This is a genomic window from Planctomonas deserti (assembly GCF_003067705.1).
Taxonomy (GTDB): Bacteria; Actinomycetota; Actinomycetes; order Actinomycetales; family Microbacteriaceae; genus Planctomonas; species Planctomonas deserti.
On record NZ_QANL01000001.1, the window covers coordinates 1367505 to 1392970 of the forward strand.

17 protein-coding genes and 1 tRNA gene are annotated in these 25466 nt (G+C 70.7%); 10 read left to right on the top strand and 8 right to left on the bottom strand.

What is annotated here, in order from left to right; all coding sequences use genetic code 11:
* Nucleotides 1-197: 197 nt before the first annotated feature.
* Nucleotides 198-4487, top strand: coding sequence for a fibronectin type III domain-containing protein (locus DAI20_RS06245; RefSeq protein WP_159084942.1), 4290 nt, complete (start codon nucleotides 198-200; stop codon nucleotides 4485-4487).
* 79 nt (nucleotides 4488-4566) lie between these two features.
* On the opposite strand, the gene DAI20_RS06250 is transcribed toward DAI20_RS06245, so the two are convergent.
* Both DAI20_RS06250 and DAI20_RS06255 read right to left on the bottom strand, forming a co-directional pair.
* Nucleotides 4567-5652, bottom strand: a complete 1086-nt coding sequence (locus DAI20_RS06250) for an acyltransferase family protein (protein WP_159084943.1) — start codon at nucleotides 5650-5652, stop codon at nucleotides 4567-4569.
* Nucleotides 5653-5778: 126 nt separating this feature from the next.
* Entirely contained in the window at nucleotides 5779-7185 is a 1407-nt protein-coding gene (locus DAI20_RS06255) for an O-antigen ligase family protein (RefSeq protein WP_108249614.1), read from the bottom strand.
* A 258-nt stretch (nucleotides 7186-7443) separates the two neighbouring features.
* Here DAI20_RS06255 and DAI20_RS06260 point away from each other — a divergent pair, with 258 nt between their 5' ends.
* The 4 genes from DAI20_RS06260 to DAI20_RS06275 all read left to right on the top strand — a co-directional run bounded on the left by DAI20_RS06260 (nucleotide 7444) and on the right by DAI20_RS06275 (nucleotide 12122).
* Nucleotides 7444-8568, top strand: a complete 1125-nt coding sequence (locus DAI20_RS06260) for a glycosyltransferase (RefSeq protein WP_240605903.1) — start codon at nucleotides 7444-7446, stop codon at nucleotides 8566-8568.
* Nucleotides 8565-9725 (top strand): glycosyltransferase family 4 protein, encoded by a 1161-nt coding sequence (locus tag DAI20_RS06265; RefSeq protein ID WP_108249616.1) that lies wholly within the window; start codon nucleotides 8565-8567, stop codon nucleotides 9723-9725. The genes DAI20_RS06260 and DAI20_RS06265 overlap by 4 nt, the downstream gene beginning before the upstream one ends.
* Nucleotides 9726-9823: 98 nt before the next feature.
* Entirely contained in the window at nucleotides 9824-11005 is a 1182-nt protein-coding gene (locus DAI20_RS06270; protein WP_108249617.1) for a lipopolysaccharide biosynthesis protein, read from the top strand.
* A 49-nt stretch (nucleotides 11006-11054) separates the two neighbouring features.
* Entirely contained in the window at nucleotides 11055-12122 is a 1068-nt protein-coding gene (locus DAI20_RS06275) for a glycosyltransferase (protein WP_159084944.1), read from the top strand.
* Between the two features lie 103 nt (nucleotides 12123-12225).
* Here DAI20_RS06275 and DAI20_RS06280 read toward each other — a convergent pair whose 3' ends face one another.
* On the bottom strand, nucleotides 12226-13890 hold the full coding sequence (locus DAI20_RS06280; RefSeq protein WP_159084945.1) for a right-handed parallel beta-helix repeat-containing protein: 1665 nt from the start codon (nucleotides 13888-13890) through the stop codon (nucleotides 12226-12228).
* Between the two features lie 272 nt (nucleotides 13891-14162).
* Between DAI20_RS06280 and DAI20_RS06285 the strand changes: the two genes are divergently transcribed.
* A complete protein-coding gene (locus DAI20_RS06285; RefSeq protein ID WP_108249620.1) occupies nucleotides 14163-15176 on the top strand; it encodes an LCP family protein in 1014 nt (337 codons plus the stop codon).
* A gap of 30 nt (nucleotides 15177-15206) precedes the next feature.
* On the opposite strand, the gene DAI20_RS06290 is transcribed toward DAI20_RS06285, so the two are convergent.
* The 4 genes from DAI20_RS06290 to DAI20_RS06305 form a co-directional block, all read right to left on the bottom strand.
* Nucleotides 15207-15671 carry a VanZ family protein gene (locus DAI20_RS06290; RefSeq protein ID WP_108249621.1) on the bottom strand — a complete coding sequence of 155 codons (465 nt, stop codon included), beginning with the start codon at nucleotides 15669-15671 and terminating at the stop codon, nucleotides 15207-15209.
* A 153-nt stretch (nucleotides 15672-15824) separates the two neighbouring features.
* Nucleotides 15825-15898 (bottom strand) — tRNA-Pro (locus DAI20_RS06295).
* A 60-nt stretch (nucleotides 15899-15958) separates the two neighbouring features.
* Nucleotides 15959-16921 (bottom strand): metallophosphoesterase, encoded by a 963-nt coding sequence (locus DAI20_RS06300; protein ID WP_108249786.1) that lies wholly within the window; start codon nucleotides 16919-16921, stop codon nucleotides 15959-15961.
* Nucleotides 16922-16926: 5 nt separating this feature from the next.
* Nucleotides 16927-19437, bottom strand: a complete 2511-nt coding sequence (locus DAI20_RS06305) for a transglycosylase domain-containing protein (protein ID WP_108249622.1) — start codon at nucleotides 19435-19437, stop codon at nucleotides 16927-16929.
* A 109-nt stretch (nucleotides 19438-19546) separates the two neighbouring features.
* Here DAI20_RS06305 and DAI20_RS06310 point away from each other — a divergent pair, with 109 nt between their 5' ends.
* Nucleotides 19547-19681 carry a DUF4177 domain-containing protein gene (locus DAI20_RS06310; RefSeq protein WP_240605938.1) on the top strand — a complete coding sequence of 45 codons (135 nt, stop codon included), beginning with the start codon at nucleotides 19547-19549 and terminating at the stop codon, nucleotides 19679-19681.
* The gene (locus DAI20_RS06315; protein ID WP_108249624.1) at nucleotides 19681-20154 is read left to right on the top strand and encodes a RidA family protein; all 474 of its coding nucleotides are present in this window, start codon (nucleotides 19681-19683) and stop codon (nucleotides 20152-20154) included. The genes DAI20_RS06310 and DAI20_RS06315 overlap by 1 nt, the downstream gene beginning before the upstream one ends.
* A gap of 604 nt (nucleotides 20155-20758) precedes the next feature.
* Here DAI20_RS06315 and acs read toward each other — a convergent pair.
* On the bottom strand, nucleotides 20759-22777 hold the full coding sequence (gene acs / locus DAI20_RS06320) for an acetate--CoA ligase (RefSeq protein ID WP_108249625.1): 2019 nt from the start codon (nucleotides 22775-22777) through the stop codon (nucleotides 20759-20761).
* A 385-nt stretch (nucleotides 22778-23162) separates the two neighbouring features.
* Between acs and DAI20_RS06325 the strand changes: the two genes are divergently transcribed.
* Both DAI20_RS06325 and DAI20_RS06330 read left to right on the top strand, forming a co-directional pair.
* Nucleotides 23163-24305, top strand: coding sequence for a TadA family conjugal transfer-associated ATPase (locus DAI20_RS06325; protein ID WP_108249626.1), 1143 nt, complete (start codon nucleotides 23163-23165; stop codon nucleotides 24303-24305).
* A gap of 175 nt (nucleotides 24306-24480) precedes the next feature.
* Entirely contained in the window at nucleotides 24481-25371 is an 891-nt protein-coding gene (locus DAI20_RS06330; RefSeq protein ID WP_240605905.1) for a type II secretion system F family protein, read from the top strand.
* Nucleotides 25372-25466: the final 95 nt, after the last annotated feature.

The following is a 25466-nucleotide window of genomic DNA, read 5'->3' on the forward strand; positions in this document are numbered from 1 at the left end:
ACGAGTCGGAGGCGCTCGGGTGACCCGCGGGAGGGTCCCCCGAATGGGGATGCCCCTAACGGGGATGACCCTAACTGGGAACTGTGGCGGGACCCCGGCCCTCCCTAACGTCAGGAAACATGGGGCGGATATTTGCGGCATGTGCAGTGATCGTGGGTTTGGCGGCGGGGGCCGTGGTCGTGCCGGGAGCATCGGCGGTGGCGGACTCGATCGTGCCGTCGGGCCGGTACGAGGGCACCTCCTCGGCGGTGACGTTCGGCGGTACCTGGGGCGCTCTGGCCGGTAAGGACAGCGGCGGCGAGGTGGTCCGGTCGACGCTGACGGGGTCGTTCGCGCAGCTCGCGTTCGACTCGACCGGGGTGAAGTGGATCGCGCGCGTCGGTCCGTACTTCGGGATCGCACGCGTGCTGATCGACGGGGTCGAGGCGGGAACGGTCGACCTGTACTCGTCGACCACGAAGTATCAGCAGACCGTGTTCACCAAGACGGGTCTCACCGATGGCCCGCACACGATCCGGATCGAGCGGATCGGCAAGAAGAACGCGGCGTCGCCCACGAGCGATGTCGTGCTCGACGCCTTCGACGTGACCGACACGGTCGCGCCCGCAACGGTGTCCGGCGTGTCCGGCAAAGTTTCGGACGCGGGGATCGACGTGTCCTGGTCGGCGTCCGCCGAGGCCGACGTCACGGGCTACCGGGTTCTGCGCGCGGTCGGCGCCGGCGAGTTCGCCGAGGTCGCGACCGGAGCGTCCGCGACGCTGTGGCGCGACGAGAACGTGATCCCCGGCACCACCTACCGCTACGCGGTCGTGGCGGTGGACTCCTCCGGGAACCAGGCGCCGAGGTCGGCTCCGACGACGGTCTCCGTGGCGGACTCGAGCGTGCGGTCGGGCCGGTACGAGGGCACGTCCTCGGCGGTGACGTTCGGCGGCACCTGGGGCCCGCTTGCGGGCAGGGACAGCGGCGGCGAGGTGGTCCGCGCGACGGCGACCGGATCGTTCGCGCAGCTCGCGTTCAACTCCACGGGGATCAAGTGGATCGCCCGCGTGGGACCGTTCTTCGGCATCGCCCGCGTGTGGATCGACGGCGTGGACGCCGGAACCGTGGACCTGTACTCGTCGACCACGCAGTACCAGCAGGTGGTGTTCGCCAAGACGGGTCTGGCCGATGGCCCGCACACGATCCGGATCGAGCGGATCGGCAAGAAGAACGCGGCGTCGCCGACGAGTGACGTCGTGGTCGACGCCTTCGACGTGACCGACACGGTCGCGCCCGCGGCGGTGTCCGGCGTGTCCGGCAGGGTCTCCGACGCGGGGATCGACGTGTCCTGGTCGGCGTCCGCCGAGGCGGACGTCACGGGATACCGGGTGCTGCGCGCGGTCGGGACGGGGGAGTACGCCGAGGTCGCGACCGGAGTGGCCGGGACGCCGTGGCGGGACGAGAACGTGATCCCGGGCGGTGCCTACCGCTACCAGGTCGTGGCGGTTGACTCCTCCGGCAACCAGGCGCCGCGTTCCATCGCGGCGTCGGTGACCGTGCCGGACTCCAGCGTGTCGTCGGGCCGGTACGAGGGAACCTCCTCCGCCGTGACGTTCGGCGGTACCTGGGGTGCACTGGCGGGTAAGGACAGCGCCGGCGAGGTGGTCCGGTCCACGGTGACCGGGTCGTTCGCGCAGCTCGCCTTCCGCTCGACCGGCGTGAAGTGGGTCGCCCGGACGGGACCGTACTTCGGAATCGCGCGCGTGTTGATCGACGGGGTCGAGGTCGGAACCGTCGACCTGTACTCGTCCACCACCAGGTACCAGCAGACGGTGTTCGCCAAGACGGGCCTGACCGACGGCCCGCACACGATCCGGATCGAGCGGATCGGGAAGAAGAACACCGCGTCGGTGACCAGCGACGTCGTCCTCGACGCATTCGACGTTGTCGACACGATCGCCCCCGCCGCGGTGTCCGGTGTTTCCGGGGTGGTGTCCGGTGCGGGCATCGACGTGTCCTGGCCCGCGTCCGCCGAGGCGGACGTGGTCGGCTACCGGGTGCAGCGTGCGACCGGCTCCGGCGAGTTCGTGGAGCTCCCGGGCGGACCGGTGGCCGGTGCGACGGTGCGGGACGAGAACGTGATCCCGGGCAACACGTACCGGTACGTCGTGGTGGCCCTGGACTCCTCCGGGAACCAGGCGCAGCGTTCCATCGCGGCGTCGGTGACCGTGCCGGACTCCAGCGTGCGGTCGGGTCGGTACGAGGGAACGTCCCCCGCGGTGACGTTCGGCGGCACCTGGGGCCCGCTCGCGGGCAGGGACAGCGCCGGCGAGGTGGTCCGGGCAACGGTGACGGGTTCGTCCGCGCAGCTGGCGTTCAACTCGACCGGCGTGAAGTGGATCTCACGGGTCGGTCCGTTCTTCGGGATCGCGCGGGTCTACATCGACGGCGTGGACGCCGGCACGGTGGACCTGTACTCATCCACCACCAAGTATCAGCAGACGGTCTTCACGAAGACGGGCCTGACCGACGGCCCGCACACGATCCGGATCGAGCGGATCGGCAAGAAGAACGCGGCGTCGCCGACGAGTGACGTGGTGCTCGACGCCTTCGACGTTGTCGACACGATCGCTCCCGCAGCGGTCTCCGGTGTGTCCGGTGTCGTGTCCGGCGCGGGCATCGACGTCTCCTGGCCGGCGTCCGCCGAGGCGGACGTGGTCGGCTACCGGGTGCTGCGTGCGATCGGCTCCGGCGAGTTCGTGGAACTCCCGGGCGGACCAGAGGCCGCCGTGACGGTGCGAGACGAGAACGTGATCCCGGGCGGCACCTACCGCTACGCGGTCGTGGCCGTGGACTCCTCCGGCAACCAGGCACCGCGATCCGTCCCCGCGACGGTCACCGTGCCGGACTCCAGCGTGCCATCGGGCCGCTACGAGGGCACGTCCTCCGCGGTGACGTTCGGCGGGACCTGGGACCCGCTCGCGGGCAAGGACAGCGCCGGCGAGGTGGTCCGGTCGAAGGTCACGGGATCCTTCGCGCAGCTCGCGTTCAACTCCACCGGGGTGAAGTGGATCGCCCGCGTCGGCCCGTACTTCGGCATCGCCAGGGTGCTGATCGACGGGGTCGAGGTCGGAACCGTCGACCTGTACTCGTCGGTGACGAAGTACCAGCAGACGGTGTTCACCAGGACGGGCCTGACCGACGGCCCCCACACGATCCGGATCGAGCGGATCGGGTCGAAGAACACCGCGTCGGTGACCAGCGACATCGTCCTGGACGCCTTCGACGTCATCGACACCATCGCCCCCGCGCAGCTGACCGACGTCAGCGCCGTGCCGGGCCGACTCGGAACCCGCCTGACCTGGGCCGCGACGGAGGCCGGCGACCTCGCCAACTACCGCGTGTACCGCGCGGGCGGCGGCGAGACCCGTCGCCTGATCAGCCCGAGCGTGTTCACGGCGCGCAGCTTCCTCGACATCACCCGCAAGGAGGCCGTCACCTACACGTACGAGGTCACGGCGGTGGACCGGGGCGGCAACGAGTCGGTCGCCGCCGTCACCGGCCCCGTCGACACCCCGCGCTGGGACATCGATGCGGCAGCGAACCGGTACGTCGACTGCCCCGCCGCCACCGTCGAGGTGAGCACGTTCTCGCAGCTCAAGGCCGCGGTCGCGGCTGCGCAGCCGGGCAGCGTCATCCGGCTGCAGCCCGGTACCTACGTCGGGTACGTGCTGCTCACGGCGAGCGGAACCGAGGACAAGCCCATCTGGCTCTGCGGCCCCCGCACGGCGATCCTCGAGCGGGAGAACACGTCCGCAGGGTTCGCGGTGCACGTGCAGGGTGCGCAGCACGTGATCGTGTCCGGCATGACGATCCGCAACGCTACGCAGGCCGTCGCCGTCAGCTCGAGCTCCCACGTGACGGTGTCCGACGTGCACGCGTCGAACATCGGCCAGGAGGCGATCAAGATCCGCTACGGCACCACGGACAGCACCGTGATCGGCAACACGATCCGAAACACCGGGGTCGTCCTGCCCGAGTACGGCGAGGGCATCTACCTGGGCACGTCGCCTGCCCGGTGGTGCGAGTACACGAACTGCCTGCCCGACCGGAGCGACCGCAACGTCGTCGCCTACAACGACATCGCGGGGACCCGCGCCGACCCCATCGAGGCGAAGCAGGGCACGACGGGCGGCACGATCATCGGCAACCGGATCGACGGGGCGGCGCTCACGGAGGTGACCTCGCTCATCTACGTGAAGGGCAACGACTACCTGATCCGCGACAACGTCGGCACGAATGCGAAGGGTGACGCCTTCATCGCGAACTTCGACTACGCGTCGGAGCCGGAATGGGGCAAGCGGAACGTGTTCGTGAACAACTCCGCGACGGTGCTCACGAGCCGGTACGGGGTGTACGTCCGCACCGACTACGGCAACCTGGTCGCCTGCAACAACACCACCGCGGGCACGACGACCAGCATCACCAACGTGGAGTGCCGCAAGTAACGCGCCGACGGGCTCCCGCCGGTTCGCCCCCTTCCGCAGCCATGCGGGAGGGGGCGATCCGCGTTCCCGCCGGATGCGGTCAGCGGGAGGTGGGGAGGCGGAGCCGCGACAGGCGCGGGCGTTCGGCCCGCGCGAACCAGTCGGGCTGGACGTAGAGGAACCGTGCGCGCGTGGGCAGCACGGCGCGGTGCAGGGCCAGCGAGAGCGCGACGGCGACGGCGACGACGAGCGGGGGGAGGACGAAGGCCGCGAGATCGTCCACGAGGCGGAGATCGAACTGTGCGAGGATCACCGCGATTAGCACGACGAAGGTGGTGTGCGCGACGTACACCTGCAGCGTCTGCGAGCCGAGCCGGACGAGGGCTCCGATGTCGCTGAGCAGCACCGCCAGGGCCACCCCGCCGACCAGACCCAGCAGCTTCAGGAAGAAGAGCGCCACGGGTACCGCGGCGACGACGTCGAGCGACACGGCCGCGGTCATCACGGCGGCCCAGAGGAGCACCAGCGCGAGGAGCAGGCCGCGCGACGCGCCGGCCACGGCGGCCAGGATCTGCTTCCGGCCGAGGATGCCGATCACGAAGAAGAGGTAGTAGGTGGCTGCGCCCCGCCAGCCGTTGCTGAGGATGCGCAGCACGCCTTCGCTCAGGGCCGCCTCGGCGATGCCCCACCACGACGCGGACACCACGGCGGCGATGCCGAGGTGGAGCCAGATGGGCAGGCGGGAGAGCACCTTCGCCACGACGAAGAAGAGCACGAGCCCCCACAGGAACCACAGCTCGCCGGACGGCCGCACGGGGGAGAGCACGAACCGCGCGAGGTGCGCGACGACGGACGAGTCCTCCTGGTCGGGCAGGGTCGACGCCGCGAGCAGCTTGTAGCCGAGCACCATCGGCTGCCAGACGATGAAGACCCAGAGCAGGAGCGACAGCTTGCCGCTCCACAGCTCGCGCCACGGCTTGTCGAGCCACTTCGCCGCGAACAGCCCGGACATGCAGAAGAACAGCGGCATCCGCAGCGTGGAGAGCGCCTCGTTGACGTCGGTGAGCGCCCGCGACGAGACGCCCGCGTACTCCAGCCAGTGGGCGGCGTGCACGAGCACGACGAGGAGGATCGAGATTCCCTTGGCGGTGTCGACCCAGTCGAGCCGTGTCCTTCCCGTCTGCATGCCCACCCCTGCTCACGGCGCCGCGGCGCCCCCGGATTTCCCCAGGTGAAGGGTAGTAGGAGGGAAGCGCGAGCGCTAGGGGAAGTGGGGAATCCTCACAATATTGCTCTCGAGATCCTCAGGGGATCACCGCACCGGAGCGAGGCCGGCGGGACGGCCTTCCGCGAGGTCCTTCGGCGCGGACGACGGCTCCGTCTTGTCCGGGCGGTCGGTCGCGGCAAGGCAGAACAGGAGGATGCAGCCGAGGAACACGTGGATCGTGCGTAGTCCGTCGATGGCGTTGTAGCCGAAGATCCCGATGAGGAACACGGTGAGGGCGGTGAGGGCCGGGATGTTGCGGCGGCGCAGCGCGACGATGGCGGCGCCGGCCATGAGGATGGCAAACAGCAGCAGCCCGGGCACGCCGATGCTGATCAGCAGCTGCAGGTAGGAGTTCTCGACCAGGAGGCCGCCGGAACCCGCGGCATCCGCCGCCTCGCTCGAGGCGCCCGGACCCGCGCCGATCCAGTCGTATCGCTGGGCGGTGTCGATCGCGACGTCGATGATCGCCGTCCTCGCGTTCCCCGACTGCTCGGCCTCCGAGGACGCGGTCCGCTCCGACAGCAGGTCGGCGCCGACGAAGATCCACCCCGCGGCGCCCGCCGCGGCGATGGTGAGGGCCTTGAGCAGCGCCCCCCTGCGGCTGAAGACGACCGAGGCCAGGACCGCGACGATCGCTCCGCCGACGAGCGCGATGAGGGCGCCGCGCGACACCGTGCTGGCGAGGCCCGCTGCGGCGGCGGCCGCTGCAAGCAGGTAGAGCCAGCGGGCGCGCTCCCCGGCGGAGCTCAGCCAGCTCGCGAGGGCGACGGCCGCGGCAACGGAGAGGAACGTCGCGACATAGAGGGGATGCCCGAAGGTGCCCTCCGAGCGGTACACCGACCAGTGCTGCGAGTTGGAGTAGCCCACGAGCCGGTAGAGCTGGTCGAAGAGGGGGTTGGCCTCGCGCACCTTCTCCCAGACGGCGGCGAGCCCGAGCACGGCCCCGAGGATGCTCAGAGTGGCGCGCAGGCGCAGCGCGTCGGCGCGCTCCACCGGCACGAAGAAGGGGAGCAGGGCGCCGAGGGTGATGCTGACCACCCAGCCAACACTCGACGCGGCGCTGCCCGCGAACGCCAGCAGCATGAGCAGCCAGCCGATGAGGGCGATGGCGACGAACATCAGCACGCGCGGGCGATGGGCGGTCGTCCCCGCGCCGGCGGCCCGCGTGTCGAGCGCGCGGCGAATGGCCCAGACCGTGAGCACGAACGACCCGAGGTTGATCGCCTCCGGGATGCCGAGGCCGGTGTAGAGCTTCTGGGGTACGAGCGCGTACAGGGCGAGGGCGGTGGAGGGGAGCCAGTACGTCGGCATCCGGAGGACGGCGAACACGAGCCCGATCCCGAACAGCGCCGCGAGGGCGAGAGGTGGTCGATACGCGCCGACCACGGACAGCAGGCCTGCCGCGCCGATGGCGGCGGCCCCGATCCCCAGCTGTCGCCACGCTGATGACATCAGTCTTCTCCGATTCCGTCCCCACGCGGTGCGCCGCTGGTGTCTCCCGCGTCGAGCCTAGGTCACCGCCGCTGTGCGGGAAACCTGGCGCACGGGGGCGTCGGTTCGGCGCATCCCGCCGCGGCGAATACAATGGGCGGCGAGCGAACGCGCCCACTCGGGCACAGTTGTCTAGCGTCGTTGCTCTGATCCAGTTTCTTTCGATGAGGACGACGGGTCCGTGCGCCAGTTCGCGGACTCCTTCCCAGGGGGTTGTTAGTGGCGAGTTCCAAGTCGGTCGCGGTCATCGGTACGCGGGGCTACCCCAGCTACTACGGAGGTTTCGAGACCGCGGTGCGGCGTCTCGCCCCGTACCTCGCCGACCAGGGCTGGGACGTCACGGTCTACGGCCGGGCCGGCGCCACGACGGACAACGACCCCGACCTCGACCCCCGCATCACGCGCAAGGTCACGGCCGGACTCGAGACCCAGTCGCTCAGCACGCTGTCCTACGGCCTCAGCGCCTGCATCGACGCCGCGCTCCGCAAGCCCGACGTCGCGCTCGTGATGAACGTCGCCAACGGCTTCTGGCTCCCCATCCTCCGCGCCCGCCGCATCCCCGTGCTCGTCAACGTCGACGGCATCGAGTGGGAGCGCGCGAAGTGGAGCACCCTCGCCAAGTGGGTCTTTCACACCAGCGCGAAGTGGACGGCCAAGTTCGGCACCCGCATGATCTACGACGCCCACGAGATCGGACGCCGCTGGAAGCAGGAGTTCAAGCTCGACGGCGCGTTCATCCCCTACGGCGGCGACATCCCCGAACCGCTCCCCGTCGAGCCCGGGCTCGAGGACCGCGGCTACGTCCTGGTCGTCGCGCGCTTCGTGCCCGAGAACACCATCGTGGAGTTCATCGAGGCGGCCGAGGCGCTGAGCCGGACGAGGGACGTCGTGATCGTCGGCTCCTCCGGCTACGGCGGCGAGCTCGACGAGCGGGTCGGGAAGCTTGCCGAGCGGGCTCCCCGGGTCACCTGGCTGGGCCACGTGCGTGACGACAGGAAGCTGATGTCCCTCTGGCAGCACGCCGGCGCATACTTCCACGGCCACAGCGTGGGCGGCACCAACCCGGCGCTCGTGCAGGCGATGGCCTGCGGCGCCCCCATCGTCGCCCGCGACACGGCGTACACGCGGGAGGTCCTCGGCGAGAACGCGCTGTTCGTGCAGCCCGACGGCACGGACATCGCGGAGAAGATCGAGACCCTGCTGTCCGACCGCGACCTCCAGGAACGCCTCAGCGCGGGCGCCGTCGAGCGTGCGCGCGAGCAGTACAGCTGGGAGCTCGTGTGCAGCTCCTACGCCCGCGAGCTCGACGACGCGGCGGCACGGTCGAGAGGAGTGAGGCGATGAACGAGCGTGTGCTCTACTGCCACCCCGGAGCCGAGCTCTACGGCAGCGACCGGATGGCGCTCGAGACCGTCAAGGCTCTGACCAGGACAGGGAAGGTGGTCGAGGTCGTGCTCCCCGTTGCGGGACCCCTGTGGAGCCACATGGAGGCGTCCGGCATCAGCGCCCGCGAGGTCGACGTGCCCGTGCTGCGCAAGGAGTACCTGCAGCCGCGGCGCCTGCTCTCCCTCGTCACCGAGTCCCTGCGCGCCATCGGCCAGGCCCGGCGTGAGATCGCGGACTTCGCCCCCGACGTCGTCTACGTGAACACCATCACTCAGCCGGTCTGGATCATCGCCGGCTGGCTGTCCCGCAAGCGCGTCATCGTGCACGTGCGCGAGGCGGAGGACGACCTCGGGCGCCTGCTGCGCGGCGTGCTCGTCGCTCCGCTGAAGTTCGCCACCGTCGTCGTCAGCAACAGCAAGTCGACGGACGAGTTCGTCGAGCGCTCGAGCTTCTTCCCTTTGCCGAACCGCGAGGTCATCTACAACGGCAAGTCCTGGGACCCCTACGCTCACTCGGCGGACGAGGCGTCTGCCGAGCCGCTCGACATCATCGTGGTCGGGCGCCTGAGCCCGCGGAAGGGTCAGGACGTCGTCATCGACGCGCTGGCCCTGCTGCACCAGCGCGGCCGGAAGGCGACCCTCGCCATCGTCGGCGACGTGTATCCCGGCTACGAGTGGTACCGCGACGACCTCCTCGAGCAGGCCGAGCGCCTCGGGGTCAGCGCGTACTGCCGCTTCGTCGGGTTCGTGTCCGACCCCGAGACCTACCTGGCCCGGTCGAAGGTCGCCGTCGTCCCGTCCCGCGCCGAGCCGTTCGGCACGGTCGCGGCGGAGGCGATGGCGGCGGGCAAGCCGACCATCGTCGCCCGCACCCAGGGCCTCATCGAGATCGTCGAGGACGAGGTCTCCGGCCTCGTCGTGCCGAGCGAGGACGCCCCGGCGCTCGCCCACGCCCTCGAGCGCATCCTCGGGGACGAGGAGCTGGCCGCGGACCTCGCGGAGGCCGGGGCGCGCCGCGTCCACGACCTGTTCTCGCCGGAGCTGTACGGGCTGCGGGTGAACTCCGTGGTCGACGCGGAGATCGAGACGTCGGCGCAGCAGGTGCGCCAGCGGTGACGGCGGGACCACCGACGACCCGGTGCCCCGCATCGTGAGGCCGGCGTCGCCGCGCCCGTCGCGGTGCGACGGGGACCAGCGCGAGGCCCGGGGAACGGATGCGTAAGCAGTTCGCCCTCATGCTCGTCGCCCGCAGCATGGCGAGCATCATCCAGGTCGTCGCGCTGCTCGTGCTCGCGCGCGTGGTGGAACCCGCCGCGCTCGGCGCGGTCAGCGCCGTCGTGGGCATCGGCGCGTTCCTCTCCGCCCTCCTCGACTTCGGGGTCGGCACCTTCCTGCTCAAGCTGCGCGCCCTCACGCCGGCCGACCCGCGCATCCACGCGGCGCTCCGGCTGAACGACCTCACGAGCGTCGTGCTCGGCGTGGTCGTCACCGCGCTCGCCCTGCTCTTCGGCATCGATCCCGTCCCCGCCGTGCTCCTCGCCGTGTGGATCCTGCTCGACAAGAACACGGACACCCAGGTTTCCATCGCCACGGCGGACGGCCGGATGGGTCCGGTGACCGCCATCGTGCTCGGGCGCCGCGTGCTCGGCATCGTGGCCTTCGTCGCGCTGCTGGTGGCGGGAATGGAGCCCGTGCTCGCGTTCGCCCTCGGGCAGACCGTCGGCGCCGTCTACGGGGTCGTCCACGGCAAGCTGACCACCCGGGCCGGCCTGACCCGAGCGGACCGCTTCGACTACGCCGGCGTCATCCGCGACTCCCGCCACTTCTGGGTGGCCGTGCTCTCCGCCCAGGTCCGCGAGCTCGACGTCGCGATCATCTCCGTCGCCGCCTCGGGCACGTCCGGCGGTCTCTACTCGGTCGCCATGCGGCTCTCCAAGCCGGCGACCCTCTTCGCGTCCTCGCTCGCCTCGGTCATCCTGCCCAGCGCGGCCCGGGGCGGCGCCGCCGTCGCCCGCCGCAACGGCAGGACCATCGTGTGGCTCGCGCTCGGTTCCGCCGTGCTGGGCGGCATCCTGTGGCCGCTGATGCCGTGGCTCGTGACCCTGACCGCGGGCGACGCCTACGCCGACGCCACGCTTCCCGCCCAGGTCCTTCTGGTTTCGATGGGGTTCATCGCGCTGTGCTCCCCGCTCGGGAGCCTCCTGCAGTCGCAGCACCACGAGCAATTCGTCGCCGCGAACGGTGTCGTCTTCGGCGTCCTCACCGTGATCGGGCTCTTCATCGGCGCGCTGGCCGGGCAGGCGACGGGGGCGGCGATCGCGCTCGGCGTCGTCTACCTCGCCAAGTTCGTCTCCCTCTCCCTACGACTTTCGACGGTCACCCGCGACGCGCGGTGACCCGCTTGACCGACCCGGGGTCCGGGTCCACCACGAGGAGGGCACGAGCATGAGAGTGTGCATCGTCGCAGCGCCGCTGACCGCACGGAGCGGCGTGTTCATGTCGGCACGGGAACTGGTCGCGGCCGCCCGCGCCCGTGGGTTGGACTGGAGCGCCGTGCTCGGCCTGCGGCCCGCCATCCACGACGCGTCCCCCGACGCCGACGTGAGCCACGTCCTGATCGACCGGCACGGCGCGGAGTGCATCGCGCAGGTGCAGCGTGACGTGCTGTCGATGCCGCAGGTCGCCGACGCGGACGTCGTGATCACGATGATCGCCCAGAGCGACATCGCGATGAGCAGGACGCGGCGCCCGGGCGTGCTCTGGGTCCCGTTCGTCCGCGGGCTGCCCTGGCCGGACCGAGGCGAGGCGAAGCCGCACACGCGCGCCGTCAAGTGGGCTGCGGAGCGGTACGCCCTCCGTCGTGCGGGCGAGGTGTGGGCGACGACCCCGGTGCTCGCCCGGCAGATCCGGAGCGCACGGAAGGCCGTCCTGGTGCCGGCAGGGGTGTCACCGCTCGAGCGCCGGGTCTACGGAACCGAGGAGGGCCTCGACGTGGTCTGGGCGGGACGGCTCGACGTCGACAAGGACCCGGGCCTGTTCCTCGACGTGATGCGCGACGTGCCCGGGCGGGCGAGGGTCTACGGCCGCGGTCCGCTCGAGCAGTCGTTGCGGGACGCGGCGCCGGACAACGTCGAGCTCGCCGGCTGGAGCGACTCCGCGTCGATCTGGCGCAGCGGCACCGTGTTCGCCGGCACGTCGCGGCGGGAGGCGTTCGGCAGAAGCGCCGTCGAGGCCGCGTTCTGCGGGCTCCCCGTGGTGATCACCGAGGACTACGGCTGCGCGCCGCTGCTCTACAGGGACGCCGACCTCGCGCGCCGGTTCGTGCTGCCCCGGGGCGACCGGACCGCCTGGCGGACCGCGCTCACCAGCCTCGCGGAGGACCGCGGTCTTCGCAGCGCCGCGTCGGACCACGTCAACGCGAACGCGCAGTCGCTCACCATCGACCGCTCCGTCGACCGGATCCTCGAGAACATCACCCGCCTGCGGCAGGCCGGGGAGAAGGCCGGGCGCTAGCGGCCACGCGGAGCGGGGGCGCGCGAACGACGAAGGAGGCTGTGCCGGTCGTGCCCGGCACAGCCTCCTTTCTCGTTTCCGCGTTAGCCCGCGAGGGGCAGGATCACCTGCGGCACTCGGTGTTCGTGGCGATTGCGTCGTCGTTCGTGACCTCGTTGCTGCAGGCGACGAGGTTGCCGTAGCCCTCGCGCACGGCGACGCCGTACTCGTCGGGCGGCACGTCCGCGGTGTTCGCCACGAACACGTTGTTCTTGCCCCAGCCCGGGTTCGGGTCATAGTCGAAGTTGCCGATGAACGCGTCGCCGGGGGAGTTCCAGCCCGTGTTGCCGCGCACGAGCCAGTTGTTGCCCTTGACGTAGATGAGCGACGTCACCTCGGTGAGCGACGACCCGTCGATCTCGTTGTTCTCGATGCGTCCGTTGGCCGTGCCCTGCTTGGCCTCGATGGGGTCCGCCGTGGTGCGGGCGACGCTGTTGTCGAGGATCGCGTTGCGGTCACTGCGGTCGGGCTCGCAGTCGGTGTACTCGCACCAGCGGGCGGGGGAGGTGCCGACGTAGATGCCCTCGCCGTACTCCGGCTTCACGAGGCCGGTGTCGCGCACGACGTTGCCGATCACGTAGCTGTCCGTCGTGTCGTACCGGAGCTTGATGGCCTCCTGGCCCGTCTTCGTGATCATGAGGTCGGACACCGTGATGTTCGAGCTCGAGCTGATGGTCACCGCCTGGGTGGCCTCGGTGATCGTCATGCCGGAGAGCACGACGTGCTTGGCGCCCTCGATGTGCACGGCGAAGCCGGCGGAGGGGTCCGAGCGGGTGAGCACGGCGTCCCGGGGCCCGCAGACCCAGAGGGGCCGCTCCGACGAGCCGGACTTCGAGATCTCGAGGTAACCGGAGTACGTGCCGGGCTCCAGCCGGATGACGCTGCCGGGGCCGGCCTTCTTCACCGCCTGCTGCAGGCCCTTCATGGTCGACACCGTCGTGGTGGCCTTCGGGCAGTCGTCGTACCGCCGGGAGGGCGTGGAGCTCTTGAGGGCCTCGACCTTCGCCGTCGAGGCGGCGCGCGAGGCGTTGCCGCCATAGTCGACGGCGGTCACGGAGTAGCGGTAGGTGGCCCCGGGCCGGGCCGTGATGTCGAGGAAGGTCGAGTTCGAGAAGCCGGCGGGCGTGATGAGCTGCCCGGTCCTGCCGTCGCCGGTGCGGTACACCCGGTACGAGGCGACGTCCTTGCTGCGCGACGGCAGCCAGGTCACCTCGGTGCCGAGCCGGCCGGGCTGGGCGTCGACCTCCGTGAGCTTGCGGGGCGCCGTATCATCCAGGACGTCGATGGCGTCGATCTGCACGTTGCTTGTGGGGGAGTCCGCATTCTTCGTGCCCGCTCGCTCGATGCGGAGCGTGTGCGTTCCGGCCTCGAGGCCGGTTCTCGTGAAGACGGCCTGGGCGTAGCGGGACTCGTCTCGGTAGAGGTCGACGTCCGCCACCCGCTCGCCGTCGAGGAAGACGTCCGCCTTGCCCCAGAACGGCCCCGTGCGGGCCAACCACCTGACGCCGGTGCCGACGAAGACGAGCTCCGCGGCCGATCCGTCCTCCTTGCCGACCGAGATGTCCTCACCCAGGTCCTGGTCGGACTCGAGCGTCTCCCAGGTGCCGCTGTACGAGATGGCGGAGGACGTGTTGTCGTACCGCCCGGACTTCACGCCGGAGTCGGCGGACGCGTCGCTCGGCACCGTCAGGCTTCCCAGAAGTCCGACGGCGGCAACGGCGGCGGCCACCACCCCTAGCTTCGTCCGTACCCGCAATCCGTCTCCTGCACTCGTCCACGAGAGCCTCGGATGCGTTGAGGGCGCGTAGCCCGAATCGTCAGCCCAGCCGACGGTTCGTTCCGTCTTCCTCTCGACCTTTGACCCTACGCGACGGGCATAGGGATGACAAGGAACGCACGGGCACCGCGCGGCCGCCTGAGCCGGGCCGATCCACCGGGCGTGAAGCCCGCTCGCCGCCCGGCGTGGCGGGCTGCCCAGGCAGGGTTTGGTTGAATGAGCGCATGACGACGACTGAACCGGTTCGCAAGCGACACTGGATCCGCAACACCGTGATCGTGCTCGCTGTGCTCGTCCTCGTCGTCGGCGGCATCGCGGGAGCGTACGTGCTGACCCTCTCCCGGTCGTTCGACGAGGGGACCGAGAAGATCGAGGAGGTCTTCCCCGAGGAGGCCACCCGGCCCGCCGCCCCCGAGGGGCCCGCGGCGTCCGCGCAGAACATCCTGCTGCTCGGTTCGGACACCCGCGGGGAGCTGACCGAGGACCTGGACGCCCTGCGCGGCCAGCGCTCGGACACGGTGATGGTGCTGCACATCCCGGCCGACCGGAGCCACGCGTACGTGATGTCGATCATGCGCGACAGCTGGGTCGACATCCCCGGCCGCGGCAAGGCGAAGGTCAACGCCGCCCTCGCGTACGGCGGCGTCCCGCTCGTCGTGCAGACCGTGGAGTCCCTCATCTCGGCGCGCATCGACCACGTGGCCATCATCGACTTCGAGGGGTTCAAGGGCGTGACGGATGCGCTCGGCGGCGTGGAGATCGAGAACCCGATCCCGTTCAGCCCCACGCACCTGAAGGGCGCGTACTTCCCGCAGGGGCCGCAGACACTGAACGGGGAGGAGGCCCTCGCCTTCGTCCGCGAGCGGTACGCCTTCGCCGACGGCGACTTCCAGCGCGCGCGGAACCAGCAGATCTACATCAAGGCCGTGATGAAGAAGGTCCTGAGCGCGAACACGCTCACCGACCCCGGTCGCCTGAGCGCGACCGTCGGCGCCATCGCCCCGTACCTCAAGGTCGACGAGGGCCTGAACTCCTCCTACGTGGGGCAGCTGGGCCTCGAGCTCCGGTCCATCCGCTCGGAGGACATCACGTTCTTCACCGCGCCGACGGCGGGAACCGGGACCGCGGGCGGGCAGTCGATCGTCAACCTCGACTGGTCGCGGATGCCCCTGCTGCAGGAGGCCTTCCGCACCGACACGCTCGGCGGATACGACGCCGGCGCCCAGGCCCTGCAGTAGCCGCTGTGGCGCCCGCCGGCGCTCGCGTCGTCAGGAGCGGGTGACCCGGCGGCGGGCCGCCCTCGCCCGGCGCGCGCCGAGGACGGCCAGGATCACGGCCGCGAGCACGGCACCGATCATCGAGCCCGCGGTGTTCGCCACGACGTCGCGGAGGCTGGCCACCCGGCTGGTGACGAAGATCAGCTGCGCGGTCTCGATGGCAACGGATGCGCATCCGCCGACGAGCACGCCGAGCCACCAGCGCCGCGCTCCGGCGAGCAGCACCACGATCGCCCCGACCGGCACGAACAGCGCGATGTTCGCGCCGAACTCGATGAAGTTGAAGGACACCCAGTCGGGCGCCCCGAGCCGGTGCAGCACGCCGAGCGCGCGGAAGACCATGGGGTGCGAGCTGAGCTCCGACGAGGCGGGCACGAGCACGATCAGGGCGAGCAGGGCGGCGAACACGACGCCGGCGAGGACGCTCGCTCGCCGAACCGCCGGATCCCTGTGCATCGGATCACAGTAGCGAGGAAACCCTGGGCGATATTGGGGAGATCCATGAGTGGGGGAGAAGGCGGCGGCGCGTGCGCCGGAGGGGAAACGGGAAACGGCCCGGATCCAGCAACTGGATCCGGGCCGTTCTCGATGTCCTTCGACATGACCGTGTCGGGGTAGCGGGATTTGAACCCACGACCTCTTCGTCCCGAACGAAGCGCGCTACCAAACTGCGCCACACCCCGGTCGACTCGTAACGAGCCTAGATAAGGATACCCGATCCGGGAGCCTTCTCGGTACGCGCCCTACCGCAGCGGCGTCAGGGTGAGCAGCGTCGCCTCCGGAGGGCACGCGAAGCGCACCGGTGCATAGATGGAGGTGCCGAGCCCCGCCGAGACGTTGAGGTAGGCCGCCTTGAGGGCGTGCGTCCAGATGCTCAGCCCCTTCACCTGACGGCGGGGGATGTCGCAGTTGGTCACCAGGGCGCCGTAGCCGGGCACGCAGACCTGGCCGCCGTGCGTGTGCCCCGCGAAGATCATCGTCGCGCCCTGGGTCACGAAGGAGTTCAGCACGCGGCGGTAGGGGGCGTGCGCGACGCCGACCGTCACGACGCTGCGGCCGTCGTCGCCCTCGGGGATCAGGTCGTAGAGGTCGTCGTTCTCGCGCAGCTCGTCGAGCGCGCCGGGGAGGAGGGACAGCCGGTCGAGGTCGCGATGCGGGTCGTCGACCCCGAGGAACTCGAGGTGCGTCCCGTTGATCTCGAGCGCGCCGACGGCGTTGTTCAGGTTCAGCCAGCCGAGGCGGTCGTACAGCGCTTCGAGGCGGGAGACGTCGAGGTCGGGCGAGCGCTTGGGCTTGCCGGACGGTCCCGTGAAGTAGGTGAACGGGTTCTTCGGAATCGGGCCGAAGTAGTCGTTCGAGCCGTGCACGAAGACCCCGGGAACGCCGTTGAACGCGTCGAGCGCCCGCTCGACGCCCTCGACGCCCCGCTGGTGCCCGGTGTTGTCACCGGTGTTTACGACGAGGTCGGGCTTCAGCGCGGCGAGCGAGCGGATCCAGTCCTGCTTGCGCCTCTGCCACGGCGCCATGTGCAGGTCGGAGAGGTGCAGCACGGTGATCGGCCGCGCCCCCTCCGGCAGCACGGGAGCCGAGACCCTGCGGAGGGTGAATCGGTTGCGCTCGATCAGCGATCCGTACGCGAACGCCGCGGCGCCGGTGCCCAGGAAGGCACCGAGCGCCACGGCGGTTCTCGTGAGCGCGTGCGACAGGCCCACTATTCGGTCGAGCCGACGTACAGCGTGACCGGCCCGTCGGACGGGTCGCGCGACGTGCCCGCGGCGGGATCCGTGCGGATGGCCCTGTCGACCAGCTCCGGGTTCTCCGTGGTCTCCTCGACCACGTTCACCTCGTAGCCCTGCTCCTCGAGCTCCTCCTCGGCGCTGCCGGTGTCCTGACCCGTGACGTCGGCGACCTCGGGCGTACGCCCGCTGCTCGTGTAGACCGTCACCGTGGACCCCTTCGCGACGGCCGCGCCGTTGCCGGGGTTGCTGGCGGCGATCAGGCCCTCGTCAATGTCGGACTCCCGCGTTCCGCCCTCCGCGTACTTCAGACCGACGCCCTCGAGGAGGTCCTGCGCCTGCTCGGTCGTACGGCCGACGAGGTTCGGCACGTCGATGCGGGTGGAGCGGGTGAGGCTGCGGCTCGGGCCGGGGAACTTGTCGCCGCCGTACACGTCGTTCACGGCGCTCATGAGCGGCTTGAAGATGCGGTGGCGGGCATCCGCCGCGGTCCCGGACGGGAAGCGGTAGCGCCGCAGGCTCACGTCGCCCTTCACGTTGCCGACCCAGACCGCGGTGGCGACCTTGGTGGTCGACCCCACGAACCAGGTGTCCTTCGCGCGGTCGGTGGTGCCCGTCTTGCCCATGATGTCGATGCCGTCGCGCGGGTTGGACGCGGTGCCGGTTCCGTTCACCACAACCTGCTGCAGCGCATAGGTGGCCGTGGCGGCGACGGCGGGGTCGATGCTCTGCTTGCAGGTGCTCTTCGGCGGCGCCATCTCGGTGCCGTCCGGCAGCACGACGCGGTCGATCGCGATCGGCGTGCAGACGTTGCCGCCGCTCGCGATGCCGGCGAACGCGCTCGCCATGCTCAGCGGCGCGACGTTGTTGCCACCGGAGCCGAGGATGTCGCTGACCACCATGCCGAGCTCGCGCTCGGGGTCGGCCTGGTGAATGCCCATGTCGATCGCGGTCTGACGGATGTCGCACATGTCGAGCTCGGACGCCATGGCGATGAAGCCCGTGTTGACGGAGCGGCGGGTGGCCTCGAGGGCGCTGATGTTGCCGCCGGTGCCGCCGGTGTCGTTGGTCACCTTGTACGGGCCGGTCACGGTGCCGCCGCACGAGTTGGTGAAGTCGCGCGCGCTCCAGTTGGCCTTCGACGCCTGCACGACCTCGTTGATCGAGTGTCCCGCCTTCAGCCACTGCAGCAGCGTGAACGACTTGTAGGTCGAGCCGACCTGGAAGCCGGATGAACCGCCGTACGGCTTATCGGTGTTGAAGTTGATGCTCGTCGTGCCGGGGACGTCCGCCGCGTTGCCGTAAGCCGTGTTCTGGGCCATCGCGATGACGCGGCCGGTGCCGGACTCGACGGAGACGGCCGCGCCGCCGATGTTGCCCCAGGCGACGCTCGCGGGCACGGCGTCGGACATGCTCTTCGCGGCGACGCGCTGGAGGTCGAGGTTCAGCGTCGTGTACACCTGCAGCCCGCCCCGGGTCAGCAGGTTCGCGCGGGTGGCCGCGTCCGGTCCGAAGGCCGGGTCATTGAGGATGGTGAACTTCACGAAGTCGCAGTAGTACGGGGCGGCCGAGTTCAGGCAGCCGCTCTGCACCGGCGTGATCGCGGGCGTGACCGGGGTGGCGAGGGCCTCGTCCAGCTGCTGCTGGGAGATCTTGTCCTCCTCCAGCATGTTGCGCAGGAGGAGGTCGCGGCGTTCCTGGTTGGCCGGGATGTTCTCGGGGATGTCGATGCGGAGGTTGTTCGGGTTGTTCACCGTCGCGATGAGGCTCGCCGCCTGCGCGAGGGAGAGGTCCTTCGCCGAGACGCTGTAGTAGTAGCGGGAGGCCGACTCGATGCCGTAGACGGTGCCGCCGAAGCCCGCGATGTTGAGGTAACCGAGAAGGATGGTGTCCTTGTCGTACTTCTTCTCGACACCGATGGCCATGCGCATCTCTTTGAGCTTGCGGCTCATGTTGGTGTCGGTGGCCTCCTTGTAGGCCTTCTCGCCGGCCTCGGGGTCGGTGACCCGCAGCTTCTCCGCCTGCTGCACGAGCACGTTCTTGACGTACTGCATCGTGATGGTGGACGCGCCGCTCGCGGTGACCCCGCTCGTCGCGTTCTGCACGACAGCGCGCGCCGCGGAGAGCACGTCGACTCCGCCGTGCTCGTAGAAGCGCGGGTCCTCCGTGGCGATGGCCGCGTCCTTCGCGAACTGCGACACCGCATCCCAAGGCACCTCTTCGCGGTTCTGGTCGAAGAACTCGGCGAACTTCACCGGGTTGCCGCCCTCGTTCGCGTACAGCTCCGTCTTCTCGGCGAGGTTCTCGATCTCGAGGTAGTCGGGGAGGTTCTCGAACACGCCGATGGTGTTGGTCGCGGCCATGCCGGTGACGGCGATCGCGGGAGTAACCATGGCGGTGACGAGGACACCGGCGAGGGCGCTCATGCCGAGCAGGCCGAGCCCGGCAGCGAGCGCGCCCCCGGGCGCCTTATTTTGGGCAGACATATGATCAAGAGTACGGGATCGTCCGTACGCCCACCTGAAAGCTCGCCTCACCGAAGGAGCCGCCGTGCCCACCGAACGTATCACCTGGGAGTACCTGACGACTCCGCTCATGATCCACAACACCGCCGCGATCCTGAACAACTGGGGCTCCGAGGGGTGGGAGCTCGTGCAGGTCGTGCAGGGTCCCGAGGGCGGCCTCGTCGCCTACCTGAAGCGTCCCGTCGCGACGGAGGGCCGGGCCTGATGGGCGCCATCGCGGAACGCCTCGCCGAGCTCGGCATCGAGCTGCCCGAGGTGGCGGCACCTGTCGCCGCCTACGTCCCCGCCGTTCTGAACGCCGGACTCGTCTACACCTCTGGTCAGCTGCCCTTCGTCTCGGGCGCGCTGCCCGAGACGGGCAAGGTCGGCGAGGGGAGCGGCCTCGTCGGCGCGGAGAGCGCCAAGGGTTACGCCCGCCAGTGCGCGCTCAACGCCATCGCAGCCGCCGCGAGCGTGCTGGACGGCGACCTCGACCGGGTGACCCGGGTCGTGAAGGTCACCGGCTTCGTCGCGTCCGACCCGTCCTTCACCGGTCAGCCCGGCGTCATCAACGGTGCGTCGGAGACGCTCGGCGAGATCTTCGGGGAGGCAGGCCGTCACGCCCGCAGCGCGGTCGGCGTCGCGGTGCTCCCGCTGGACTCGCCGGTCGAGGTCGAGGTCGTCTTCGCGATCGACTGACCCTCGAGACCCCTTCCGGTCCTGCGCGAGTCCGGAGCGGGGGAGCGGGAGCGGGAGCGGGGCAACGCAACTCAGCAGATCCGGGCCTGCGGGGGACGCAACTGCGCAAATCCCGACCGGCGGGGATCGCAACTCAGCAGTTCGTGACCGGCAGGGACGCGACTTAGCAGATCCCGACGGGCGCAGAACGCAATTCAGCAGATCCCGGCGCCGCTGCGACGCAACTCAGCAAATGCCGACCGACGCAGAACGCAATTCAGCAGACCTCGGCAGGTACTCGGCGTGTCGGCTCTTGAGTACGGCGTGTCGAGCGAGATCTGCTGAGTTGCGCTCCTGGCGCCCTCGGTTCCGGGCCTTCCACGGTCCCTAAGCCTGTCGAAGGGACGCAAGCTCTCGGATCCACCCGCGCCCCTGCCCAGGCACGAGGATCCTGCCCAGCTTGAAGCTGGGCACGATCCTTCTGCCTGGGCAGGAGCATCGTGCCGAGAACGGATGCGTCCCCTGCCTGGGCAGGGACGGCGCACTCACGTAGTACCTGACTCCTGCAGGAGCAGGGGCCGCGGCACCCTACCGACCCCCACCACGGCAGGAGCGGCCCGCGGCACTACTTCTGCGCGAGCCGCTCGCTGATGATCTGCATCACCTGGGTGTCCGCGAGCGTGGTGGTGTCACCGATCTCGCGCCCCTCCGCCACGTCCCGCAGCAGCCGGCGCATGATCTTGCCCGACCGGGTCTTCGGCAGCTCCGTGACCACGAAGATGGTCCGCGGGCGGGCGATGGCGCCGATCTGCTGGCCGACGTGGTGGCGCAGGATCGCGCTCGCGTCCTCGGCGCTCACGGCCTCCGCCTGGTCGGCCCGCAGGATCACGAACGCGACGACCGCCTGGCCCGTGGTCTCGTCGCTCGCGCCGACCACGGCCGCCTCGGCGACGAACGGGTGCGACACGAGCGATGACTCGATCTCCGCGGTCGAGAGGCGGTGGCCCGACACGTTCATCACGTCGTCGACCCGCCCGAGCAGCCAGATGTCGCCGTCCTCGTCGCGACGGGCGCCGTCGCCCGCGAAGTAGAGCGGACCACCCGGCACGTTCGCGAACTTCTCCCAGTAGGTCTCGACGAAACGGTCCGGGTCGCCCCAGATGCCGCGCAGCATGGAGGGCCACGGCTCGGTCACCACGAGCAGCCCGCCGCCACCGAACGGCACGGGGTTGCCGTCGTCGTCGCGCACGTCCACCGAGATGCCGGGCAGCGGCACCTGGGCGGAGCCGGGCTTGGTCGCCGTCACGCCGGGCAGCGGCGAGATCATCATGGCGCCGGTCTCGGTCTGCCACCACGTGTCGACGATGGGGGTCCGCCCGCCGCCGATGACGTTGCGGTACCAGTTCCACGCCTCGGGGTTGATGGGCTCGCCCACCGAGCCGAGCACCCGCAGCGACGACAGGTCGAACGCGTCCGGGATCTCGCGGCCCAGCTTCATGAACGAGCGGATCGCGGTGGGCGCCGCGTAGAAGATCGTGACGCCGTACTTCTGGATGATCTCCCACCAGCGGCCGGGGTGCGGGGTGTCGGGCGTGCCCTCGTACATGACCTGGGTCGCGCCGTTGGCGAGGGGCCCGTAGACCACGTAGCTGTGCCCGGTGACCCAGCCCACGTCGGCGGTGCACCAGTAGACGTCGGTCTCGGGGTGCAGGTCGAACACGGTGCGGTGGGTGAAGGCCACCTGCGTGAGGTAGCCGCCGGAGGTGTGCAGGATGCCCTTGGGCTTCCCGGTCGTGCCGCTCGTGTAGAGGATGTAGAGGGGCTGCTCCGCCTCGAAGCCGCGCGCCTCGTGCTCCTCGTCCGCGCCGTCCATGGCGTCGTGCCACCAGACGTCGCGCTCGTCCGTCCACTCGATCTCATTCTCGCCGCGGCGCACCACGAGCACGTGCTCGACGGAGCTCGGCTCGCCCCCGAGCGCGGTGTCGACGGTCGGCTTGAGCGGGAAGACCTTGCCCTTGCGCCAGCCGCCGTCCGCCGTGATCACGAGCTTCGCCTCGGCGTCGTCGATGCGGGTGCGCAGGCTCTCGGCGCTGAAGCCGCCGAACACCACGGAGTGCACGGCGCCGATGCGCGCGACGGCGAGCATCGAGATGACCGCCTCCGGGATCATCGGCAGGTAGATGGCGACCCGGTCGCCCGCGCCGATCCCGAGGCCCTCGAGCACGTTCGCGGCGCGCTTCACCTTCTCGGTGAGCTCGGCGTAGGTGAAGGTGCGGGAGTCCCCGGGCTCGCCCTCCCAGTGGATGGCGACGCGGTCGCCGTTGCCGGCCAGCACGTGACGGTCGAGGCAGTTGTAGGCGACGTTGAGCTCGCCGTCGGCGAACCAGCGGGCGAAGGGCGGGTTCGACCAGTCGAGGACGCTCTCGAACGGCTTCTGCCAGTCGAGGATCTCGCGGGCCTGCTCCGCCCAGAAGCCCAGCCGGTCGGCGCGCGCCTTCTCGTAGAGACCGGCGTCCGCGATCGCGTTCGCCGCGAACTCGGGGGGCGGCGGGAACGTCTTCCCCCGCTTCTGCAGCGTGTCGATGTTGTGCGACGCGTGTGCGGTCTGCGGGGAATCCTGCGGGGTGCTCGTGGACATCGTCATCCTCTCCGCGAACAACGTTATCGCTTCGGCTCCGCTGCGTCGGCGCGCGACGGGCGCGGCGGGTACCGCGCCTGATGAACGGCGGATTCTGGCCCCCGGAGACGCGGATGACAATGGGGTCACGACAGTGGCATCCGGTATTGGCCCTGGGCACCCGGCGCGCTACACTCGGACAGTCGGTTCGACCGACAGCAACGCGTGTGGATTCCCCCCAATCCTGCGTTGCCTGGCGGCACCTGTTCCCCCCAATGGGTGCCGCCCCTTCTTTTTAACGCACCCGCTGCTTTCGTTTCAACTCCTGCCTCACAGCGCGCCGGACGCGGTCGCCTCTCACGGCATCCGCCGCTCGCGTCTGCCGCCCGCACCGGCGTCCTACGGTGCCGGAATGACCGCTCCTCTCCCCGCGGGCGTACCGTCGCCGTTCGTCGCGCGGCGCCGGCATCCGCAGGAATCCCCGAGAGACCATCCCGCCATCGATCGCGGCGCCGCCCGTGCACCGGGCGGCGGTGTGGTGCGGCCGGAACCGGCCGAACGGGAGGGGCGTCCCGCGCCGCTGCCCCGCCGCCCGCTCGCCGCCGACCTGCTCGACGCCTGCGGTCCGCTGGCCCCGCTCATCGCGTTGCCCGAGGTGACGGACGTGTTCCTGAACGGAGCGGGCCCGGCCTGGGTGGATCGAGGAGCCGGAGCCGTCCCGCATCCGACGATCGCGATCCGGAACGAGCAGGCGCTGCGGGAGCTCGCCACCCGGCTCGTGTCGCTCGGCGGACGGCACGTGGACGAGGCGACGCCCTGCGTCGATGTCGTGGTCGGGCCCGGCATCCGCGTGCACGCGGTCCTGCCGCCGATATCCCCAGCCGGCACCCTGCTGTCGATTCGCCTGCCCGCGATGACGCGCCTCACCCTGTCCGACCTCGAGCGCCGGGGCATGTTCCCCGGCGGCGTGCTCGACGTTCTCGCGACCGCGGTGCGTGAGCGCGTGAACCTGCTGGTGACCGGCGCGGGCGGGAGCGGGAAGACCACGCTCCTCTCGGCGCTCCTCGCGTCGGCGGCCCCGGCCGAGCGGATCGTGGCGGTCGAGGACGTCGCAGAGCTGCGCGTCGCTCATCCGCAGTTCGTCGCCCTGGAGGCCCGGCAGTCGAACCTCGAGGGCGCGGGCGGGATCGGGCTGGAGCACCTGGTGCGCGAGGCCCTCCGGATGCGTCCGGACCGGCTCGTGCTCGGCGAGTGCCGTGGCGCGGAGGTGCGCGAGCTGCTCGCGGCCCTGAACACGGGGCACGACGGGGGAGCGGGCACGCTGCACGCCAACGCCCTCGACGACGTCCCCGCCCGCATGGAGGCGCTCGGCGCGCTCGGCGGACTGTCGCCGGAGGCGGTCGCACGGCAGGCCGTGAGCGCCATCGGCCTCGTCGTGCACCTGGCTCGGCGGTCGGGTGAGCGGCAGGTCGTCGGCCTCGGCAGGTTCACGCTGGACGCCAGGGACAGGCTCGGCATGGCTCCTCTCGATCCCCCGGTCGACCGTGGCACCTGAGGTGGGACGGCGTGCATCTGCGTCGGGGCGTGGCGACGGCCGCCTCTCGCGCCCCGCACTACTCCGTCGCCTTCGCCCCCGGCCGTCCTCACGAGCAGGGCCGCGCCGGCGCCGGCGCCGGCGGCAGGCCGAGTCGCCCCTGGACGACGTCGCCGCGGTCGCGCAGCGCCTGGCCGTGCTGCTCGCGGCCGGCGTCTCTCCCGCGTCCGCCTGGCGCCACGTCGCCGCGGTAGGAGACCGGGGTGAGGGCGACGGGATCGACGAGGACCGCGTGATCGCGCTCGTGGCGTCCCGGGTGGCCGCCGGGGACTCCGGGGGAGAGGCGCTCCGCGACGCGACCCGCGTACTGCCCGGGAGCGCCGCCTCCGCCTGGCTGGGTCTGGGCGCCCTCTGGTCGGTCGCCACCGAGGCGGGCGCCCCGCTCGCACGAAGCATGCGGTCCTTCGCCGACGCGCTGCGCTCGCTGGCCGACGTGGAGCGGGATCTCGCGGTGGCGCTCGCCGGTCCGGCGGCGACCGCGCGCATCGTGCTCACGCTGCCCGCCGTGGGCGTCCTTCTCGGCGCCCTCCTCGGCTTCGACACCCTGCGGATCCTCGTCGCCACCCCGTTCGGCCTCTCCTGCCTCGTGACCGGCGCCCTGCTAACCGCGTTCGCCCGGGCGTGGATGCGACGGCTGCTGCGGCGCGCCGAGCCACGAAGCAGGACGCCGGGCCTCGTGCCGGAGCTGATGGCGGTGGCTATGACCGGCGGCGCCTCGATCGCCCGGGCGCGAGCGGCGGTGGACCGCGCGGTCGATCTCCTCGGGATCGACGCGGGCGAGGAGGACGCGGTCGTCGAGGACGTGCTCGCGCTCTCGCGTCGAGCCGGGGTGCCGGCCGCCGACCTGCTGCGCAGCGAGGCGGACCTGCTGCGCAGGCGGGCCAGGGCCGATGGGCGGCGTGCGGCAGAGGAGGCGGGGGCTGCCCTCATGCTGCCGCTCGGGGCATGCGTGCTGCCCGCATTCCTGCTCGTGGGCGTCGCGCCGCTGCTCGCGAGCGTCATCTCGTCCACACTCCCCGACCTCTGACCCCTTCTGCCCGATCGGCGGAGGGCGGGTCCCGGGCACGCTTCCGGGTCCACACTGGATCCGCTCGTGCCGGGCCGCGCAATCAGCGCGCCAGA

Bases quoted from the DNA above. Each gene is read 5' to 3' on its own strand.
- DAI20_RS06275 (WP_159084944.1), top strand. From the start codon at position 11,055: ATGAGAGTGTGCATCGTCGCAGCGCCGCTGACCGCACGGAGCGGCGTG.
- DAI20_RS06325 (WP_108249626.1), top strand. From the start codon at position 23,163: ATGACCGCTCCTCTCCCCGCGGGCGTACCGTCGCCGTTCGTCGCGCGG.
- DAI20_RS06290 (WP_108249621.1), bottom strand. From the start codon at position 15,671: ATGCACAGGGATCCGGCGGTTCGGCGAGCGAGCGTCCTCGCCGGCGTC.
- DAI20_RS06305 (WP_108249622.1), bottom strand. From the start codon at position 19,437: ATGTCTGCCCAAAATAAGGCGCCCGGGGGCGCGCTCGCTGCCGGGCTC.
- DAI20_RS06265 (WP_108249616.1), top strand. From the start codon at position 8,565: ATGAACGAGCGTGTGCTCTACTGCCACCCCGGAGCCGAGCTCTACGGC.
- DAI20_RS06250 (WP_159084943.1), bottom strand. From the start codon at position 5,652: ATGCAGACGGGAAGGACACGGCTCGACTGGGTCGACACCGCCAAGGGA.
- acs (WP_108249625.1), bottom strand. From the start codon at position 22,777: ATGACGATGTCCACGAGCACCCCGCAGGATTCCCCGCAGACCGCACAC.
- DAI20_RS06270 (WP_108249617.1), top strand. From the start codon at position 9,824: ATGCGTAAGCAGTTCGCCCTCATGCTCGTCGCCCGCAGCATGGCGAGC.
- DAI20_RS06285 (WP_108249620.1), top strand. From the start codon at position 14,163: ATGACGACGACTGAACCGGTTCGCAAGCGACACTGGATCCGCAACACC.
- DAI20_RS06255 (WP_108249614.1), bottom strand. From the start codon at position 7,185: ATGTCATCAGCGTGGCGACAGCTGGGGATCGGGGCCGCCGCCATCGGC.
- DAI20_RS06310 (WP_240605938.1), top strand. From the start codon at position 19,547: ATGATCCACAACACCGCCGCGATCCTGAACAACTGGGGCTCCGAGGGG.
- DAI20_RS06315 (WP_108249624.1), top strand. From the start codon at position 19,681: ATGGGCGCCATCGCGGAACGCCTCGCCGAGCTCGGCATCGAGCTGCCC.